A 17,157-nucleotide genomic window follows, 5' to 3' on the forward strand; every position below is an offset into this window, starting at 1 on the left:
AAGGAAATCTGGAGCCCTTTGCCGAGGCCCCCATGGCGAATCCCCTCAAAAAAGTCCCGGAAAATCAACCTGGCGAATTCTTCGTCGACTCCAGCTGCATCGACTGCGACACCTGCCGCCAATTGGCGCCCTCGACTTTCGCCGACGCGGGGGAGTATTCTTACGTCAAAGCCCAACCGGTGGGCGAGGATGAAAGGCGCCTCGCACTCCGCGCCCTCCTCGCCTGTCCCACCAGCTCTATCGGAACGACCGGGAAGGCCTCCGCCCGCGAGGCGATGGAGGATTTCCCGCTCCCGATCGCGGAAGAGGTTTTCTACTGCGGCTTCAACGCGGAGGCGAGCTTCGGGGCGAACAGCTATTTCGTCCGCCATGCCGAGGGAAATTGGCTGATCGACGCGCCGCGCTTTCTGCCCTTTCTCGCGAAAAAATTCGAGGCCATGGGCGGCCTGCGCTACGTCTTCCTTACCCATCGCGACGACGTCGCCGACGCCGGCAAATACGCCGAGCGCTTCGGGGCCCAGCTCATCATCCATCGAGCCGATGCCGACGCGGCACCGGGGGCGGAGATCTTGCTGGAAGGCGAGGCGCCGCGCCCCTTCGGAAATGATTTCTTGATCCTGCCGACGCCGGGTCACACCCGCGGCCATTGCGTCCTACTGTATCGGGGCCGTTTCCTCTTCACCGGCGACCACCTCGCCTACAGCCGCGCACGCGGGCACCTGATCGCCTTCCGCAACGCCAATTGGTATTCCTGGCCGGAGACGATCCGCTCCATGGAAAAACTGCAAGACTACGACTTCGAGTGGGTGCTGCCCGGTCACGGCGAGCGCCTGCACCTGCCGGCTAACGAGATGCGAGCCCAGCTGCGGCGCGCGATCGAGTGGATGAAGTCCCGTTAGCGACGGGGCGCATCGGGACGATCCCCTGAAAATAGGTCTGCAGGCCGATGAAGCCCATGTGCGTGTCGTGGCCGCGCCCGTAGGCGCCGCGATATCCGACATGGACAGCCAAGCCGTCGACAATTTGATAGCCGGCGGTCAGCTCGAGGTCGGTCTCGTTCATGCCGCGCGGCGGACCCATTCGGAGATCCTCCGAATCGGTCCGGCTCAGCAGAAACAGCGCGCCGCGAAAGCGGAAATTCCCGGGGTTCAAAGCGGCGAGGAGGGTGGCCGAAAAACGCTCTTCCAGTGCTTCCAGCTCGTGCGCGCCCCGCGAGCTGGAATGCTGGAAATTAAGCCCGACCCCTCCCGCGAAGATCCCGTGTTCGATCCAGGCCCCGCCGCCGATGCCATAAGTCAGGCCCGGGTCGGTGAGTTCGGGCCGCGCCGGATTGGGCGGGTTGGAGCGAAGGACGCCGAAGGCGGTGAGGCTGAGCTGCGGCGCGGAGGCGGGCTGCCCCAGCCCCAGGGTCAGCAGGCCTTGCGTCAGCCCCAGGACGGTGCCGTCGGCCCCGCCCATCACGGCGGCGCTGAAGACGCCTTCGCGAAAGGTCCCCGTGGCGGCGCTGCGCTCGAAGCGGAACTCCCCGTTGAAGACGCCCAAGGGGATCCAGACCTTCGCGTACTCGGCGCCGGGGGCATAGCCCTGGTTGGTGAAGAAATTGTCGAACTCGGTCTGCTCGTAATAGTGCGGGCCGACACGCAGCTGAATGCCGTTGTCGAAGCGCCAGCCCGCGCTGAAACTGCGCACCCCCAGGTGGAAGCGGCCCGGCGCCGCGGGATCTCCCCACAGCGATTGCACCAGCAGGAAGGGCGAAGGCGGCGTCAGGGCGTGCGAGCCGTGGTTCTCGTAGTAGTCGAGCCCGATCGGCGACTCGACCTCGTTGTAGACGCCGGTCTCGACGTTCAACTCGAGGAAAAAACCGCTGACCTGCATCAGCGCGCCCGGATTGAGGCGCACGCCGTAGGGCAGGGGCATGCCCCGAGGCGCCGGAAACGGCAGGATGCCGAGGCTGTTGAACTGGAACTCGAAGCGGTCGCGCGGCGGCGGTGCGGGGGGTGTCATAGTGAAATTAATTTTCAATTAAAATTGAACGATTTTCGATCCCATTATCGCAAATCAGTGAATAATGGTTGCTAAAAAATGGGGAGATCGAAAGAAAAACGTCTATTTATTGAAAATATATTTCATTTAGAAGACCCGGGCGGTATGCCGCCCCGGCCCCCGCAAAAACCCAAGGTCTCAAAACAGGCCCGTCGCCTAGTGATCGTGGTGGCCTTCGGAGCTTCCCAGGGCGAAGGCGCCGCCTAAATTGGCGGCGATACGATCCGCCAGATCCGCGTTATCGGCCGCCGAGATCGTCACCACGCCGCCGCCTTGACAGAGCCCGCCTAAATCGACGCCGGCAAAGACCTGATTGGGGTCCACCTCCACCAAGACCTCGGCCTCCTCGCCGGCCTCGACTTCGACGTCGTTGTCGCCGGGGTCCACCTCCATGGTCTCCCCGTCCGCCTGCAAGACGACCTGCAGGATACAGTTGTCCGAGCCCTTGACCGCCTCCGCCTCCAAGAAGACCGAATTCCCGTCGAGGGCGCTTGGCGTCGTCTCAGCACGCTTCAGGTTGCGGGCCTGGAGGAAGCGGGCGTTGCCGCCGGAACCGGCCGTCCCCATCGTGAGCGCGACCTCGTCGTACTCGCCCGGGGCGACTTCCTCGATCTCGACGAGGTCGACCACTTCTTCGTCAAAGAAATCGGCGCTGAAGGCCTCGTCGACCTCCGCCTCGCCGAGACTCATGCCGGAGAAGGCCATGGCGAAATGAGTGAAGGTCAAGACGTAGCCGTCGTTGCTGACGTAGATTTCGCCGTCCTCCAAACCGGCCAACTGCAGCGAGAGCGCGGCGGAGCCGGTCTCCTCGTCGGGGGCCTGCCCCGGACCCGAGGCGCAGGCGGCCAGGGCCAGGAAGAAGGCAATGTGGAGTATACTCAAGAGTCGTTTCATATTTTCTCCTTTTTCAATTCATTTCAACGCACGACGATGCAGTCCGAGACGGGGGTATCGGCGTGCAGCCCTTCCATGCGGACGGTCGCCGGCGTCACGATCGCATCGTGGCGCGAGCCCTCCCCGTGACGGATCGACAGACCGTTCCATTGCAGGTCGTGCGCCTCGCCGTCCTCGTGAACGCCGCGCCTCAGAATGCAACCCACCCGGCCCTCCGAGAATCCCCGCCGCAGCTCGGCCTGAGGGCTGTGAAGCGCCGCGCGATAGAGGGTATAGGCCTCCATGAGATCCATCAGGTCTTGAAGCCCGTCGAATTCGCAGGGGCGTCCCGAGTAAAGATACGTCTGCAGACCTTCGAGCTGGGCGAGCCCGGCCCGCAACTCCGGGTTTCGGGGCACCGCGGAAAAATCGGAATCCTCGCGCAGGTTGGGGATCAGGGAAAAGACCGAGGCCCGGCTTCTGTCCTCCGAGACAAGCACGCGGTCGCCCTCGATGCGGCAGGCGCCGCCGCGCAACACCTCGTGAAGCCGGCAAAACTCGCTTCGCGCATCCTGGACGACGAAGCGCTCGGGGCGCGGCGCATCGACGCGACATTGCGGAGGCCCGAAGGGTGAGGCGGCGGCGCTCGGAGGGACCAAGGTAGGTACGAGCCAGCGGCCCGTCCCGGGGCCGGAGCCCAAGGTACGCGGCGGAGACGAGGCGGCCGAGTTTTCCGGAGGCAGGGGATCCCGAGGCGGCCCCGCGGGCGCAGGCGGCGGATCCTCGCGGCGACCGCAGCCCCCCAAAAAAATGGCCGCGGCGGCGACGCCTAGAATGACGGGTAACATGGGATAACCTCCTTGCAGTTAGACGAAGCGCCCGAAGCATCCTCCGGCTCGACAAGCGAGAATGGATCGTCGGCGCCCTCTTCGTGCTCCGAAAAATCGGAGTCTTGTTTGGCGGTCACCGTCTCGTGGACGGCGGTTTTCTTTTTGACGCGCTCTTGCTCTTTGGACCGACGCTCCCTGGCCGCGACCATGGCGGCCAATTGCTGCATCAAGAGCTCGTCCCGGGAAATCTCTTCGCGCGCGCCGGATTTGCCGGCGTTCTTCCCGAAAAAGACGTGAAGGAATTGCAGCAAGGCCTTCTCGAGCCTCTGCATCAGCCCCGCGGAGAGGCGGAACGGGAGATTCGCTCCGATCCCCGCGGGATGCATCATCCAGGACAGGCCGCGCAGCAGTCCTTCCGCCGCGGGGAAGGCCTGCTTCGCCCCCGATCCGGACAGTCGAATCGGAAGCTGTAGGCCCGGCCATCCGTCCACCGCCTTCCCCGCGGCCGGAGACGCCAGCATGGCGGCAAAGACCTGCAGGGCCTTCGGCGAGAGGCCCGACAACTGAGCCACCAGGTTTTGCAGGGCCGGAGGCAAGCCGCGGAGCAGTTCGGGGCTGTGCAGCGCCTCCTGCGCGAAGACCTGGAGGGAGGCGGCCAATTCCGGCGTCAGGCGGAGCCCCCTTTCCCCGGCACCGCCGGCTTGCAGGGCCCGCTGCAGGGCCTGATGCAGTTGTTGCAGGACTTGGAGGCCCGAGCCCTCGAGGCCGGAATCGCGCGCCGACGCCGCGGCTCCCGACGCGGCCTGTCCCGCGATCGCGGCGTCGCGCCCGCCGGCGGGAGCCTCCCGCGCCGGGGCGGAAGGCTTGTCGCCGCCGCCGTTGGGCGTCGCGGCGGGCGGCCGCTGGGCCGGAGCGGAAGCGGCTTGCGCGAAGGCCGGGAGGCCGCGCAACCAAGTCGCGGCGGCAAGACCCTGAGGCGAGAAAAACCTCGCGTTCCCCGCCTGCGACTCTCCGGAAGCGAAGGCCCCGGAGTTTTGACGAAAGAAGGAGGCCTCCCGCGCCTCGGGTCGGCCCCCTGGCGCGTCTCTCCCCTGGGGAGGTTGCGAGGCGCTGCGCGCTTCCGGCGGGCGACCGGCCTCGGGCGGACGCCCCGCCCTGAGCTGCGCGGTTTCCTGAGCGGCTCGATGAAACTCCTCCAAGGTCGCGCGCCCCTGCGCGCTTTGGCGCTCCTGCATGTGGTTCAGGTGCTCGTCGGGACTCTCGTGTGGCCCATGCGCGTGGCCGTGATCGTGCGAATGCCCGATTTCGGCCCCATGATTGTGGCCGTCTCCGGCGTAGTGGCCCGGAGGCAATGGCGGCGTCATAACCGCTCCTTTCGCATGCCGGGCGGGACAGGCGTTCAAGCCTGAGCAAAGAGACCCGGCAAATCAGCTGGGAATTATCAGAGGGAATGAAAGGCGCGAATTATGCGGCGGGAGGGGCTTGGGAAAATTTCCCGAGCCGAACGGCGGAAAAGGCGTGAAGCGGGGATTCGGGAAAAAGGATCGAAACCAAGAAGCCGTCGAAACCCAGTCCGAGGTGGGCGTGGCCGGGCGCCTCGCCGGAGCGGGCCTGCTGCGCAACCACGCAAACCGCGCAATGATCCGAGGCCTTGGTCTCCTCCGCGTGGTGGTGGAAGGCCGCCACCAGCCCCGAAGCGAAGATCGCCAGCGCGATCAGGCTCGAGAGGAATCGGTTTTGGGCGCGGTTCTGGATCATGGGTTTCCCGTATATGAAGGATCGGTCGGCGCCCTGTCAAGTTGCTTCCCGTCGTTGACAGCCCCGGCCTTCTCAAGTAAGGCTCGCCTGCCATGAGGAAAGCCCCCGTCATCCTGCGCGCCGCCACCGCATTTTTGGCGCTGCTGCTCTTCGGAACGAGCCTCCTCGCCGCCTCGCACGCCCATGCCGCCTCCGGCCCTGAAAAATCCGAGACTTGCGCGACCTGTCACCTGCTCCCGCACGGCGTCAAGCTGCTGCCCAAGTCCGACGCCTGCCAGGCGCCCGCGACCCCCTTCGTCTCCGCCGTCCCCGAGCCGAATCGGACGGCGCCGAGCTCCGCGGAAATTTCTTTCGCCGCCATCCGCGGCCCTCCTTCGCAAAGCTAGTCTTCCCCGCCTTCCCTTGAAATTTTTACTTTGCAGGAGCCTTTATGAATCGCTTTGGGTTCGTCCCTGGGCTCGCGACCCTCTTGTTGCTCGGTCTCGCCTCTCCCGCCCGCGCGGAGAGCGAGGTGGAGATGCTGCGACGGGAAGTGCGCGAACTCAAAAATACCGTTCAGCAATTGACCCAGATCGTCCGCGAGCAGGATCGCCGCATCGACCGCCTCGCGCCCGAAACCGCCCCGGCGGCGGCCAAAACGGCCGCCCCGCAAGCGGAGCCGACGGCGGCGACCACCGACACGGCCGCCAAAACCGACGGCGTTCCGGACGGCGACGCCGAGGTCTCGGCCTTGCTCGACACGGTCAACAGCGCCCCGCCCAGCGCGGGCTCGGACAGCCGGTCGATCGGCCTGTGGCGCTATCCCTCGGGCGGCGGCGGGGCGGCAAAACTGCTGCCCGACATCAGCTTTGTGCCGATTTTCGGCGTCGGGTATTTTTCTCAAGACCCCACCGGCGACGTCGGCCACGACCCCGCGCGCACCGGCTTTACGCTGCAACAGATCGAGATGGCGGTCTCCTCGGCAATCGATCCGTATTTCCGCTTCGACATTTTCCTGTCCTTTCTGGAGGACGGCGTCGAGCTCGAGGAGGGATATTTCACCACGCTCGGCGCGGGCCTGCCGCGCGGCCTGCAATTCCGCGGCGGGAAGATGCTGATTCCCTTCGGGCGACAAAACCCGAAGCACCTGCACTTCTGGTCCTTCGCGGACAACAATCTAGTCAACAGCCGGCTGCTCAATCCCGAAGGCTTGGGGGAATTGGGCTTGGAGATGTCCTATCTCTTCCCGACGCCGTTTTTTCTCCAGCTGCAAGGGGGCTTCTACAACGGCGACAACGACACCAGCTTCGGCGGGACGCGCAAGCAGGACTTCCTCTACAACGCCCGGCTCTCGACCAGCGTGGACATCACCGAGAACCTCACCGCCTTGATCGGATCGTCGCTGGCCTTCGGCTTCAACGACACGGGGCCGGGCAACCGAACCGACCTCGTCGGCGGGGATTTCCTGCTGAGGTGGAAACCCTCCGCGCGTACCGGCTTGTCCTGGCAGACCGAGTACATCCTGCGCCGCATGCAGTTCCCTGGCTTCCTGGCCTCGGACGGCGGACTCTACAGCTACGTCGAAGCGCAATTTCTAAAAAACTGGTATGCCGCATTCCGCTATGACCAAATGGGCATTCCGCAGGGCGTCGTCCCGAAGGAATTCCGGTTGACCCCGGCCATCGGCTACGCCCCCACGGAATTTTCACGAATCCGCTTACAATACGAATACGACAAGACGACCAACGCCGATCCCGTCCACGCGATGTTCCTGCAGTTCCAGTTCAGCCTGGGGCCGCACGGGGTCCATCCCTTTTAGGAGGACGAAACGATGAAGAAACTCTTTTACCTGCTTTCGCTCCTGCTACTGCCCGCCTGGGCCCAGGCCAAGGTCAATGTCGTCGCAACGCTCCCGGTGTTCGGCGCGCTGGCGACCGAAATCGGAGGCGACCGGGTGGCGGTGCAGTCCCTCGCGCGCGGCAACCAGGATCCGCATTTCCTGGACGCCAAACCCTCCTACGTGGTCGCCTTGAACAAGGCCGACCTGCTCATCGAAGGAGGCCTCGACCTGGAATCCGGATGGCTGCCGGCCATCCTTATCCAGTCCCGCAACGGCAAGATCCAGCCGAATACCGACGGCAACGTCAATGCCGCCAAGGGGCTTCGGATCCTCGAGATCCCCGGGGCCAAGTTCGACCGCTCCATGGGCGACGTCCACCCGCTCGGCAATCCGCACGCCTGGTTGGATCCGCGCAACGCCAAGCTGATCGCGGCCAATATCTATCAGCACCTCGCCAAGATCGATCCGGAGGGGCAACCCTACTATGAAGCGCGCCTCAAGGACTTCCTGAGCCGGCTCGACCGGAAGATGGCGGAATGGGAACCCCTGCTGCAGAAGATCCGCGGCAAGAAGGCGATCAGCTACCACAAGAGCTTCAGCTACTTCGCGGATTGGACGGGCCTCGAGATCGTCGCGAATATCGAGGCCAAGCCCGGCATTCCGCCCAGCTCGAAGCACATCGACGACCTCCTCAAGATCATCCCGCAGCAGGGCGTAAAAGCGATCCTCGCGGAGAGCTTCTATCCGAAAAAGGTCCCCGCCTACCTGTCGGAGAAGGCCGGCATCCCCTACCTCATGCTGCCCTCGGACACCGACGAGTACGGCATCGTCACCTATTTCGAGTTGATCGATTACCTGCTTCGTGAAATAGCTAAGGCGCTAGGATGACGAGTCCCGTCCTTCAACTTCAAGGCCTCGTGGCGGGCTATCCCGACCGCCCGCTGACCTCTCCGCTCAGCCTCGAGCTGCCGGCCGGGTCGCGCCTCGGAATCATCGGCGGGAACGGCAGCGGCAAGACCACCCTGATGCGCACCCTGCTGGGCCTTCTCCCGCCGCAGCGGGGCGGCCTGAAGTGGAGCGACGGCACCTCCCTCGGCTACGTTCCCCAAGAAAACCAAGTCGACATGCTCTTTCCGCTCAGCGTCTTCGACCTGCTTAAGATGGGCGCCTTCGGGCGCTTGCCGCGCCTCCGCCGCGGCACCAAGGCACTCGAGAGCGAGCTGCGCGCCGTCCTCGAAGAGCTCGAGATCCTGCCGCTGCAAGACGCCTTGCTGCGCGACCTCTCCGGCGGAGAGAAGCAGCGCGCCCTGATCGGCCGCGCCTGGGTCGGCCGCCCGCAGGCGCTGCTGCTGGACGAGCCCTTCAACTCCCTCGACTACCGCTTCAAGGAGCGGCTTTGGAAGATCTTCGCGGATTGGCAGCGGGCGCGGCCCCTGACCTTGGTCCTGATCGACCACGATCTCAACCGATTGATCAATCAGGTCGAATACCTCATCGTCTTGGGACCCGAACGCGCCCTCTGCGGGCTCGCGACAGACATCTTGCAACCCGAAACCCTCAGCCAGGCCTATGGAGCCCCCCTGCATGTCCACCGGGAAAACGATCTACTTCAGGTTCATTTTTTATAGCCTGATCACGGCAGGCCTGATCTTCGCCGGCTACCGCCTGCGGCCGGAGGAGACGCTCTCCTTTTTCGCGGGCTGGGGACTGTGGCGCGAGCCCCTCCTGGCCGGCCTGCTCTGCGGCCTGCTCGCCTCGGGCCTGGGCGTCTACATCCTGCTCAACCGAATCGTCTTCATCAGCTTAGGGATAGCCCAGGGCGCCAGTTTCGGGATCTTCCTCTCCTTCTTCATCGCCGGCGCCCTCGGGATCTCGCTGCACGACTCGTCCGTCTCCCTTCTGACGGGCCTGGGCGTCGCTCTGCTCGCCACCCTGCTCTTCGCCTGGCTGCGCCGCGCGCGGCGCATCCCCGACGAGAGCCTGATCGGATTCCTCTACGTCGCCGCCTCGGGGCTCACGATTCTGCTGGCCGACCGAGTCGCGGAGGGGCACCACGGCGTCGACGACCTGCTCTTCGGCAACGCGGTCGCGGTCACCGCCTTCGACCTCAAGGTGATCGCCGGCGTCACCGTGCTGCTCTTCGCGGCCCACTTTTTCTTCCGCCGGGAATTCCTTTACACCAGCGCCGATCCCGAGTTCATGCGCGTCAAGGGCGTCCCCGCCAAGCTTTGGACGATGCTGCTCTACTTCACGCTGACCCTGGGCATCACCTTCAATCTCAAGACCCTCGGCAGTCTCCCGGTCTTCGCCTTGATGGTGATCCCGCCGCTGATCAGCCTGAAGGGCGCCCACGGGATGCGCGAGGCCTTCGCGATCTCGATCCTGCTGGGGGCGGTGATCCCGCCCCTGGGCTATTACTTTTCCTTCATCTACGCCTTTCCCACGGGGGCCAGCCTGATCGCCGTGGCCTGTCTCTACACCTTGTTCAGCTTCGCGGAGGTCCGGGTCGGCTCGCGGATCGCCGCCCGGGGACGCGCATGACGGGCCCGGCGCCGCTCACCCTCGCGCTGGTCGGCATGGGCTCGGCGGGCCGCTCGCGGGAGCGGGCCTGCGCCGAGGTCGAGGGCGTCGAGCTGGTCGCACGGGTCTCGCGGCGGCCGGGGGCCGGGGATCGGCTGCTTTCGGAGGTCCTGCGAGACCCCACCGTGCAGGCCTTGGCGATCTCCACCGAAAATACCGCCCACGCCGACCTGGTCGAAGCCGGACTCAATGCCAGAAAGCACGTCCTCTGCGACTACCCGCTCGCCCTGAGCGGGGCCCGGGCCCGCGGGCTTTTTGATTTGGCGAGCAAGGCCGGCCGGGTCCTGCACGTCGAGCACATCGCACTGCTCTCCGAGGAACATCGCCAGCTCAAGGCCGAGGTCGCGCGGGCGGGCCGACTGGTCAAGGGCGAGTATCTCTTTCAGGGTGGCTGGAACGAAAGGCTCGCCGATACCGCTTATACCGGCCCTTATCCCTTCTTGGCGGTCTCTCGCCTGGTGCAGGTCGCAGACCTCTTCGGTCCTTTCGCGATCGAGTCGGCGCGGGCCGAGGCGAAGCCGGAGGGCTTTTCGCTGCACCTTCACCTTCGATTTCCGGAGGGCGGGATCCTGGGTTTCACCGAAGAACGCCTCGCGGGGCTGCCGCGCCGACGCAGCTTGGTCGCGGAATGCGAGCGGGGCCCCGTCGCCTTGAAGACGGGGACGATGGGCGGCGGTCTCTTCGCGAAGGACCTGGCGTGGTTTCGCGACCGGGTCTTGGCCGGAAAGCCCTGCTATTACGACGAGGAGGTCATGTTGGAAATTTTGGATCGACTGACGGCCCTGTAGGGATGAACTTGTGTTCTCCCCTACGGCAGAATCAGCATGCAGTCCCCATAGCTGAACAGGCGATACTCCCGCTCGATCGCATCCCGGTAGGCCCTGAGGATGAACTCCCGCCCCGCCAGCGCGCTCACCAGCATGAGCAGCGTCGACTTGGGCTGGTGAAAATTGGTCAGCAATAAATCCACGCAGCGGAACTCGAAGCCCGGCCGGACGAAGAGCTCGGTCTCCCCCGCGGTCCGGCCCGTCAGGGCCCAGCTCTCCAGCGCGCGCAACGAGGTCGTCCCCACCGCGAGGACGCGCCCGCCGCGCTGCCGGCAGCGGCGCAGGGCCGTGAGGGTTTCTTCGGAAATCTCGTAATGCTCCGCGTGCATCTTGTGCTCGGCGATGTTCTCGGTCTTCACCGGCAGAAAGGTCCCCGCGCCCACGTGCAGCGTGACCGTCGCCCATTCCGCCCCCGCCTCCCGCAGCCGCTCCCGCATCGCCTCGGTGAAATGCAGGCCCGCCGTCGGCGCGGCGACCGCGCCGGCCCGGCGGGCGAAGACGGTCTGGTAGCGCTCGCGGTCCGCGGCGCGCGGCGCCAACCTAGCGATGTAGGGCGGCAGCGGCATCTCGCCCAGGCGCTCGAAGGCGAACCTCTCCTCCGCTTCAGAATCGAAGCGCACGCGAAACTCCCCTTCCTTAAGCGAAACCAGCTGCACCGCGATCCCCGACCCCGCCTCGGAGGCCCGCGAGAAGAGCGGCAGGCGCTGTCCCTCCGCCAGCCCGCGCGCCGGCGAGAGAAAGACCGACCACTCCAAAGGCGCCGTCGCGCGCAGCAGGAAGACCTCGACCTTCCCTCCCGTCGGCTTACGCGCGAAGAGCCGGCAGGCCAGGACCGAGGTGTCGTTGGCCACGACCAGGTCGCCGGGCCGCAAGTAGCGCGGGAGCTCCGCGAAGCGCGCATGTTCCACGCCCTGGGCGGCGCGCCGCAGCACCATCAGGCGCGAGGCCCCGCGCTCGGCCGGCGGCTCCTGGGCCACCAGCTCCTCAGGAAAAGAATAATCATAATCGCGAATGTTTTCAGTCATCTTGACAATACCCACCTCGCGGCTTACAGCCTTGGCCGATGCGAGACCGCCTCCTCCGCCGCTACGCCCGCTGGCTCAACCGCCGCCCGAAGACCGTGGTGGCCCTGGCCTTCCTCGTCACGGCCTTAAGCCTCTGGGTCTCGATCGCCTACTTGAAGACCCAGACCGGGATCCTGGACCTCTACTCCGAGGACACGCCCGTCAACCAGCGCTTCCTCAGTTACACCAAAAAATTCGGCGCCGTCGAGTCCCTGATCCTCGTCTTCGAGGGCGAAAAGCCCGCCCAGCGCCAGGCCGCGATGGACGCCCTCGCCGGGCGGCTGAAGGCCGATCCCCAGGGCTACGTCCAGGACGTCTTCTACAAGATCGACTTGAGCCTCTTCAAGCAGCACGCCTTCCAATTCCTCTCGGAGACCCAAGCCAAGGCGCTGCTGCTCCAGGCCCAGGCGCCGGACGGCGGCATCCGCGCCCTCTTTCAGGCGCATAACTTCAGCGGCTTTCTCGCCTTCCTCAACGAGTCCCTCGAGGCCGGGATGAAAAAGGGCGCCCCGCCCGGCGCGGACGCGGCGCAGGAATTCCGCAAGCTGCTGCAGCCCGTCTTCCTGCTCCGCGACTTCCTGGACGGCCAAGAGCTGAGCGCCGAGGCGATCACGACGCGCCTCGAAACCGGCCCCGAAGAACGTGCCAGCATCGACGACGAGGGCTACCTGCGCACCGACGACCGGAAGATGCACGTCATGTTCATCCGGCCCGCCGACCGCAAACAGGACTACAAGGTCGACCAAAAGCTCTTGAAATGGGTGCGGGAGGAGATCCCGGCGGTGGAGGGTCGCTTCCCCGGCGTCAAGATCGGCGTCACCGGCGGGCCGGCCCTCAACAGCGACCAATTTCAGATCAGCCAGAAGGACATGACCCTGGCCAGCATCTTCGCTTACACCTCGACGGCGTTGATCTTCATCCTGGCCTTTCATTCCTTCGCGCGGCCCTTTTTGGGATTGCTCACCCTCAACCTCGCCCTGACCTGGGTCTTCGGCTTCACGACCCTGGCGATCGGGCATCTCAACCTCTTCTCGCTGGCCTTCGTCGTCATTCTGGTCGGCCAAGGAACCTATTACGGCGTCCATGTCGTCGCGCGCTATGAGGAGGAACTGCGCCGCGGCCGCGGCGTCCCCGCGGCGATCGAGGAGACCATCGCCCACGTCTTCGGCAACATCGGCACCTCCGCCCTCACGACCGCGGCCGCCTTCTACGCAACGATTTTCGTCGAGCTGAAGGGCTTCGCCGAGCTGGGCCTGATCGCCGGTACCGGGGTCCTGCTCTCGGCCTCCGGTATGCTCTTCGTCCTCCCCGCCTTTCTTTTGCTGTACGACCGCCGCCGCTCGCCCGAGCTGCTCAAGGGCGCCGGCGAGCTGGCCGAGCCGCCGCTCAAGCCCTGGATGCTCGCCCTGCGCAGTGCCGTCCACAATCACGCCGTTTGGGTGATCCTGGCGGTCAGCGCGGTCGGCCTGTGGGGCGCTTACATGTTCTACAGCCCCCGGCACGGCGTCGCCTTCGACAACAACCTGCTCAACCTGCAGGCGAAGGACACCGAGGCGGTGCGTTATGAAAAAAAACTGATCGAGACCTCGCTCTCGCCGCGCGCGGGGATCTTCATGACCGGATCGCTGGAAGAGGCCGAGCGCCTCGCCCAAGCGGCCAAGGCCCTGCCCACCGTGCAGCGGGTAGAGTGGCTGGGCGACATCTTCCCCGAGGGCGGGGTCACCGCGATTACCGGGCAGGCCCTGCGCCGCGCCATCGCCGGCCTGCCTGAAGCGCCGCTCTCCCCGCCCGACCCCGCGAGGCTGCGCGCCGAGCTCGAGCGCCTGCGCCGCAACCTCGAGGCGGCCGAAAACCATCGACGCGATCTTGAAGAAATTCCCCGAAAGTTCCGGCGATGCGGCCACGCGCAAGATGCTCGAGACCTCCTTCTTGGCGCCGCAACTGGACGATTTCCAAAACCGCTTCTTCCCCGCCGTGCGCGGGATGCTGCGCGCGGCCGCTGCGGCACCGCCGATGGCTCTCGACCAGGTGCCGAAGGAAATCCGCGAGCGCTTCCTCGCCGCCGACGGGACTTACGCGGTCTACGCCTTCCCCAAGGTGAATATCTGGGAGCGGGCCCAACTGGAGGTCTTCGTCACGGACCTGCGCCAGGTCAGCCCCGAGGTGACCGGGCCGCCGGTCATGTTCTTCGAGATCCTGCGGCTGGTGCGCAAGGACTACTTCAAGGCGGGCTTCTACTCCGCGTTGGCGATCTTCCTGATCTTCCTGATCGAGTTCCGCTCCCTGCGCTATTCCCTGCTCGCCTCGCTGCCGCTGGTGATCGGCGTCTTCTCCCTCTTCGGCCTGATGTCTTGGCTCAAGATCTCCTTCAACACCGCCAACATGATCGCCCTGCCGATGATCCTCGGCATCGGGGCCGACAACGGGGTGCACATCCTGCACCGCTTCCGCGAGGAGGGCGGCCGCGGGATCGATTTCCTGTTCAAGTCCACAGGCAAGGCCCTGCTCATCACCTACCTCGACTCGGTCACCTCCTTCGTCGGCCTGGCCTTCGCCAACCACCAAGGCCTGGCCTCGCTGGGCCGGATCGTCGTGATCGGCCTGACCTGCTGCACCGTGGCGGGGATCGCCTTCCTCCCCGCCGTCATGTCCCTGTTGGTGCGCCGCCGGGCCAAGCACCGGGCCGCGGACGCCGCTTCCACTTAATAGTGGACTCTTTTCTCGGCCGCATTCATATTTCTAAGGGTCTGCAACCATTCTTGGGAGGTACCTATGTCGATTCGAAGTCGCTTGGAGCCCCTTGCCTTGACCCTGCTGCGCATCTCCACCGGCATCATCATGGCCGCGCACGGCTGGGATAAATTGCAAAACCTGAACGCCACCGTCGAGCAATTCGGCGCGATGGGCATCCCGAAGGCGGGCGTCTATTTGGCCATCGCCGGCGAGCTCGGCGGCGGCCTGGGCCTGATCGTCGGACTGCTCACGCCCGTGGCGGCCTTCGGCGTCTTCTGCACCATGGCGGTCGCGGTGCTGCACGTCCACCTGAAGAACGGCCTCTTCGCGAAGGACGGTGGTTTCGAGTACCCGCTGACCTTGGCGATGGTGGCCCTCTACTTCATCATGCGCGGCGCCGGGCCGGTCAGCCTGGATGGGATTTTCTGCAAGAAGAAAGAAGCGGCGTAGGGGCGAACCTTGTGTTCGCCCTCCCCATCCCTGCACAAGGGCGAACACAAGGTTCTCCCTACATTCTTTTAGATTTATTGAGGACCGTGATACACTGACCCGGCATGAACAAGCCGCCGGAACATCGCGATACGGATCCCCGAGAGACCGAAGACTGGCTTCATTCCCTCGACGCGGTGCTGCAAAGCCAGGGCAAAGAGCGTGTGCGCTTTCTCTTGGGCAAGCTCCTGGAGCGCGCGGCGCAGGGCGGCGCGGCCTACCCGCCGATCCTCAACACCCCCTACGTCAACACGATACCCTTGAGCGCCCAACCGCCCTATCCCGGCGACGGCGCCATCGAGTGGCGGATCCGCAGCCTGGTCCGCTGGAACGCCATGGCCATGGTGGTGCGGGCGAACAAGAAATACCCCGGCATCGGCGGCCACATCTCGACCTTCGCCTCCGCGGCCACGCTCTACGAGGTGGCCTTCAACCATTTCTTTCGCGGAAAAAACCACGACCGCTCCGGCGACCAGGTCTACATCCAGGGCCACGCCGCCCCGGGGATCTACGCCCGGGCCTTCCTCGAGGGCCGGCTCAACTTGGCCCAGCTCGAGAACTTCCGCCGCGAGCTGGAGAAGGGCGGCGGCCTCTCCTCTTACCCGCACCCCTGGCTGATGCCCGATTTTTGGGAATACCCCACCGTCTCGATGGGCCTCTCGCCGCTGGCCGCCATCTACCAGGCACGCTTCAACCGCTACCTGCAGGCGCGCGGGATCAAGGACACCTCCGACTCGCGCGTCTGGGCCTTCTTAGGCGACGGCGAGACCGACGAACCCGAAGCCCTGGGCTCGCTCTCGATCGCCGCGCGCGAGGGCCTTGACAACCTCACCTTCGTCGTCAACTGCAATCTCCAGCGCCTCGACGGGCCGGTGCGCGGCAACGGAAAGATCATCCAAGAGCTCGAGGCCGTCTTCCGCGGCGCCGGCTGGAACGTGATCAAGGTGATCTGGGGCTCCGACTGGGACCCGCTGCTCGAGAAGGACGTCCACGGCCTCTTGGTGAAGCGGATGCACGAGGCCTTGGACGGGCACTATCAAAAGTACTCCGTCGAGCCCGGCTCCTATACTCGTAAGGACTTCTTCGGCGTTTCCCCCGAGCTGCTCGCGATGGTCGAGCACTTGAGCGACGAGCAGATCCAAAAACTGCGCCGCGGCGGCCACGATCCCGACAAGGTCCACGCCGCCTACCACGCCGCGACCCGGCACCGCGGCGGCCCGACCGTAATCCTCGCCAAGACGATCAAGGGCTACGGGCTGGGCGAGGCCGGCGAGGGCCGCAACGTCACCCACCAGCAGAAGAAGCTCAACGAGCAGGAGCTGAAGCTCTTCCGCGACCGCTTCGAGATCCCGATCCCCGACTCCAAGCTGGGCGACGTCCCCTTCTACCGCCCCGACCCGAAGGGGCCGGAGATCCAATACCTGCTGGAGCGCCGTGAAAAATTGGGCGGCCCCCTGCCCCTACGCCGGGTCCGCAAGAAGCCCCTCGAGGTGCCGACGCTCGATTCTCTCAGGGAATTCCTGGAGGGCACGCAGGACAAGGCCGTCTCGACCACGATGGCCTTCGGCCGCCTGCTCAACCTCCTGCTGCGCGACAAGAAGATCGGCAGGCGCATCGTCCCGATCATCCCCGACGAGGCCCGCACCTTCGGCCTCGATCCCCTGTTCCGCCAAGTCGGGATCTACTCCTCGCTCGGCCAACTCTACGAGCCCGTCGACAAGAACATGCTGCTCTACTACCACGAATCGAAGGAGGGCCAGGTCCTCGAAGAGGGCATCACCGAGGCGGGTGCGACCGCCTCCTTCACCGCCGCGGGCACCGCCTACGCCGTGCACGGCGAGCCGATGATCCCGATCTACCTCTTCTACTCGATGTTCGGCTTCCAGCGCACCGGCGACCAGTTTTGGGCCTTCGGCGACATGCGCGGCCGCGGTTTCCTCTGCGGCGCCACCGAGGGCCGCACCACGCTCGCCGGCGAGGGCCTCCAGCACCAGGACGGCCACAGCCACCTCCTGGCCAGCACGGTGCCGAACATCCGCGCCTACCACCCCGCCTTCGCCTACGAGATCGCGGTGATCGTGCAGGAGGGACTGCAGCGGATGTTCGTCGAGCAGGAGGACGTCTTCTACTACCTGACCCTA

At 65.4% G+C, this 17,157-nt stretch carries 16 protein-coding genes and 1 pseudogene; 11 read left to right on the forward strand and 6 right to left on the reverse strand.

Translation table 11 applies throughout. The features are described 5' to 3' along the window. The first annotated feature begins 32 nt into the window (after positions 1-32). Positions 33-899 carry an MBL fold metallo-hydrolase gene (locus FBR05_06580; protein ID MDL1871854.1) on the forward strand — a complete coding sequence of 289 codons (867 nt, stop codon included), beginning with the start codon at positions 33-35 and terminating at the stop codon, positions 897-899. Here FBR05_06580 and FBR05_06585 read toward each other — a convergent pair. From FBR05_06585 to FBR05_06605, 5 genes are all read right to left on the reverse strand, one after another. After that, positions 844-2,004 carry a hypothetical protein gene (locus tag FBR05_06585; protein ID MDL1871855.1) on the reverse strand — a complete coding sequence of 387 codons (1,161 nt, stop codon included), beginning with the start codon at positions 2,002-2,004 and terminating at the stop codon, positions 844-846. The two genes, FBR05_06580 and FBR05_06585, sit on opposite strands and share 56 nt — an antisense overlap. Positions 2,005-2,199: 195 nt before the next feature. Then, positions 2,200-2,937 carry a hypothetical protein gene (locus tag FBR05_06590; GenBank protein MDL1871856.1) on the reverse strand — a complete coding sequence of 246 codons (738 nt, stop codon included), beginning with the start codon at positions 2,935-2,937 and terminating at the stop codon, positions 2,200-2,202. A gap of 23 nt (positions 2,938-2,960) precedes the next feature. Next, positions 2,961-3,764 carry a hypothetical protein gene (locus tag FBR05_06595; GenBank protein MDL1871857.1) on the reverse strand — a complete coding sequence of 268 codons (804 nt, stop codon included), beginning with the start codon at positions 3,762-3,764 and terminating at the stop codon, positions 2,961-2,963. Then, on the reverse strand, positions 3,746-5,110 hold the full coding sequence (locus FBR05_06600) for a hypothetical protein (GenBank protein ID MDL1871858.1): 1,365 nt from the start codon (positions 5,108-5,110) through the stop codon (positions 3,746-3,748). Before FBR05_06600 ends, FBR05_06595 begins: the two co-directional genes overlap by 19 nt. 100 nt (positions 5,111-5,210) lie before the next feature. Then, entirely contained in the window at positions 5,211-5,504 is a 294-nt protein-coding gene (locus FBR05_06605; protein ID MDL1871859.1) for a hypothetical protein, read from the reverse strand. A 92-nt stretch (positions 5,505-5,596) separates the two neighbouring features. Between FBR05_06605 and FBR05_06610 the strand changes: the two genes are divergently transcribed. The 6 genes from FBR05_06610 to FBR05_06635 are packed head-to-tail and all read left to right on the forward strand — an operon-like array spanning position 5,597 to position 10,691. Continuing rightward, positions 5,597-5,890: a hypothetical protein gene (locus FBR05_06610; GenBank protein ID MDL1871860.1), complete on the forward strand. Its 294-nt coding sequence runs from the start codon at positions 5,597-5,599 to the stop codon at positions 5,888-5,890. A 44-nt stretch (positions 5,891-5,934) separates the two neighbouring features. Continuing rightward, positions 5,935-7,302, forward strand: a complete 1,368-nt coding sequence (locus tag FBR05_06615; GenBank protein MDL1871861.1) for a hypothetical protein — start codon at positions 5,935-5,937, stop codon at positions 7,300-7,302. A gap of 12 nt (positions 7,303-7,314) precedes the next feature. After that, the gene (locus FBR05_06620; GenBank protein MDL1871862.1) at positions 7,315-8,211 is read left to right on the forward strand and encodes a zinc ABC transporter substrate-binding protein; all 897 of its coding nucleotides are present in this window, start codon (positions 7,315-7,317) and stop codon (positions 8,209-8,211) included. Further along, positions 8,208-8,951, forward strand: a complete 744-nt coding sequence (locus FBR05_06625) for an ABC transporter ATP-binding protein (GenBank protein MDL1871863.1) — start codon at positions 8,208-8,210, stop codon at positions 8,949-8,951. Before FBR05_06620 ends, FBR05_06625 begins: the two co-directional genes overlap by 4 nt. After that, a complete protein-coding gene (locus FBR05_06630) occupies positions 8,893-9,864 on the forward strand; it encodes a metal ABC transporter permease (protein ID MDL1871864.1) in 972 nt (323 codons plus the stop codon). Before FBR05_06625 ends, FBR05_06630 begins: the two co-directional genes overlap by 59 nt. Then, a complete protein-coding gene (locus FBR05_06635; protein ID MDL1871865.1) occupies positions 9,861-10,691 on the forward strand; it encodes a Gfo/Idh/MocA family oxidoreductase in 831 nt (276 codons plus the stop codon). The genes FBR05_06630 and FBR05_06635 overlap by 4 nt, the downstream gene beginning before the upstream one ends. Positions 10,692-10,711: 20 nt before the next feature. Here FBR05_06635 and queA read toward each other — a convergent pair whose 3' ends face one another. Beyond that, positions 10,712-11,755, reverse strand: coding sequence for a tRNA preQ1(34) S-adenosylmethionine ribosyltransferase-isomerase QueA (gene queA, locus FBR05_06640; protein MDL1871866.1), 1,044 nt, complete (start codon positions 11,753-11,755; stop codon positions 10,712-10,714). A 299-nt stretch (positions 11,756-12,054) separates the two neighbouring features. Between queA and FBR05_06645 the strand changes: the two are divergent. The 4 genes and pseudogenes from FBR05_06645 to aceE all read left to right on the forward strand — a co-directional run. After that, positions 12,055-13,134, forward strand: a pseudogene (locus FBR05_06645) (hypothetical protein). A 526-nt stretch (positions 13,135-13,660) separates the two neighbouring features. Next, positions 13,661-14,500 (forward strand): hypothetical protein, encoded by an 840-nt coding sequence (locus FBR05_06650; GenBank protein ID MDL1871867.1) that lies wholly within the window; start codon positions 13,661-13,663, stop codon positions 14,498-14,500. Positions 14,501-14,566: 66 nt separating this feature from the next. Then, a complete protein-coding gene (locus tag FBR05_06655; GenBank protein MDL1871868.1) occupies positions 14,567-14,977 on the forward strand; it encodes a DoxX family protein in 411 nt (136 codons plus the stop codon). A 104-nt stretch (positions 14,978-15,081) separates the two neighbouring features. Then, positions 15,082-17,157 (forward strand): pyruvate dehydrogenase (acetyl-transferring), homodimeric type (aceE, locus tag FBR05_06660; protein ID MDL1871869.1); only part of this gene is annotated, 2,076 nt, incomplete at its 3' end.

Source organism: Deltaproteobacteria bacterium PRO3 (genome assembly GCA_030263375.1).
Lineage (GTDB): Bacteria > UBA10199 > UBA10199 > DSSB01 > DSSB01 > DSSB01.

Excerpts from the sequence above, each read along its gene's own strand:
- FBR05_06605 (MDL1871859.1), bottom strand. The coding sequence starts at position 5,504 with ATGATCCAGAACCGCGCCCAAAACCGATTCCTCTCGAGCCTGATCGCG.
- queA (MDL1871866.1), bottom strand. The coding sequence starts at position 11,755 with ATGACTGAAAACATTCGCGATTATGATTATTCTTTTCCTGAGGAGCTG.
- FBR05_06615 (MDL1871861.1), top strand. The coding sequence starts at position 5,935 with ATGAATCGCTTTGGGTTCGTCCCTGGGCTCGCGACCCTCTTGTTGCTC.
- FBR05_06610 (MDL1871860.1), top strand. The coding sequence starts at position 5,597 with ATGAGGAAAGCCCCCGTCATCCTGCGCGCCGCCACCGCATTTTTGGCG.
- FBR05_06590 (MDL1871856.1), bottom strand. The coding sequence starts at position 2,937 with ATGAAACGACTCTTGAGTATACTCCACATTGCCTTCTTCCTGGCCCTG.
- FBR05_06635 (MDL1871865.1), top strand. The coding sequence starts at position 9,861 with ATGACGGGCCCGGCGCCGCTCACCCTCGCGCTGGTCGGCATGGGCTCG.
- FBR05_06600 (MDL1871858.1), bottom strand. The coding sequence starts at position 5,110 with ATGACGCCGCCATTGCCTCCGGGCCACTACGCCGGAGACGGCCACAAT.
- FBR05_06630 (MDL1871864.1), top strand. The coding sequence starts at position 8,893 with ATGGAGCCCCCCTGCATGTCCACCGGGAAAACGATCTACTTCAGGTTC.
- FBR05_06625 (MDL1871863.1), top strand. The coding sequence starts at position 8,208 with ATGACGAGTCCCGTCCTTCAACTTCAAGGCCTCGTGGCGGGCTATCCC.
- FBR05_06620 (MDL1871862.1), top strand. The coding sequence starts at position 7,315 with ATGAAGAAACTCTTTTACCTGCTTTCGCTCCTGCTACTGCCCGCCTGG.
- FBR05_06595 (MDL1871857.1), bottom strand. The coding sequence starts at position 3,764 with ATGTTACCCGTCATTCTAGGCGTCGCCGCCGCGGCCATTTTTTTGGGG.
- FBR05_06580 (MDL1871854.1), top strand. The coding sequence starts at position 33 with ATGGCGAATCCCCTCAAAAAAGTCCCGGAAAATCAACCTGGCGAATTC.
- FBR05_06585 (MDL1871855.1), bottom strand. The coding sequence starts at position 2,004 with ATGACACCCCCCGCACCGCCGCCGCGCGACCGCTTCGAGTTCCAGTTC.
- FBR05_06655 (MDL1871868.1), top strand. The coding sequence starts at position 14,567 with ATGTCGATTCGAAGTCGCTTGGAGCCCCTTGCCTTGACCCTGCTGCGC.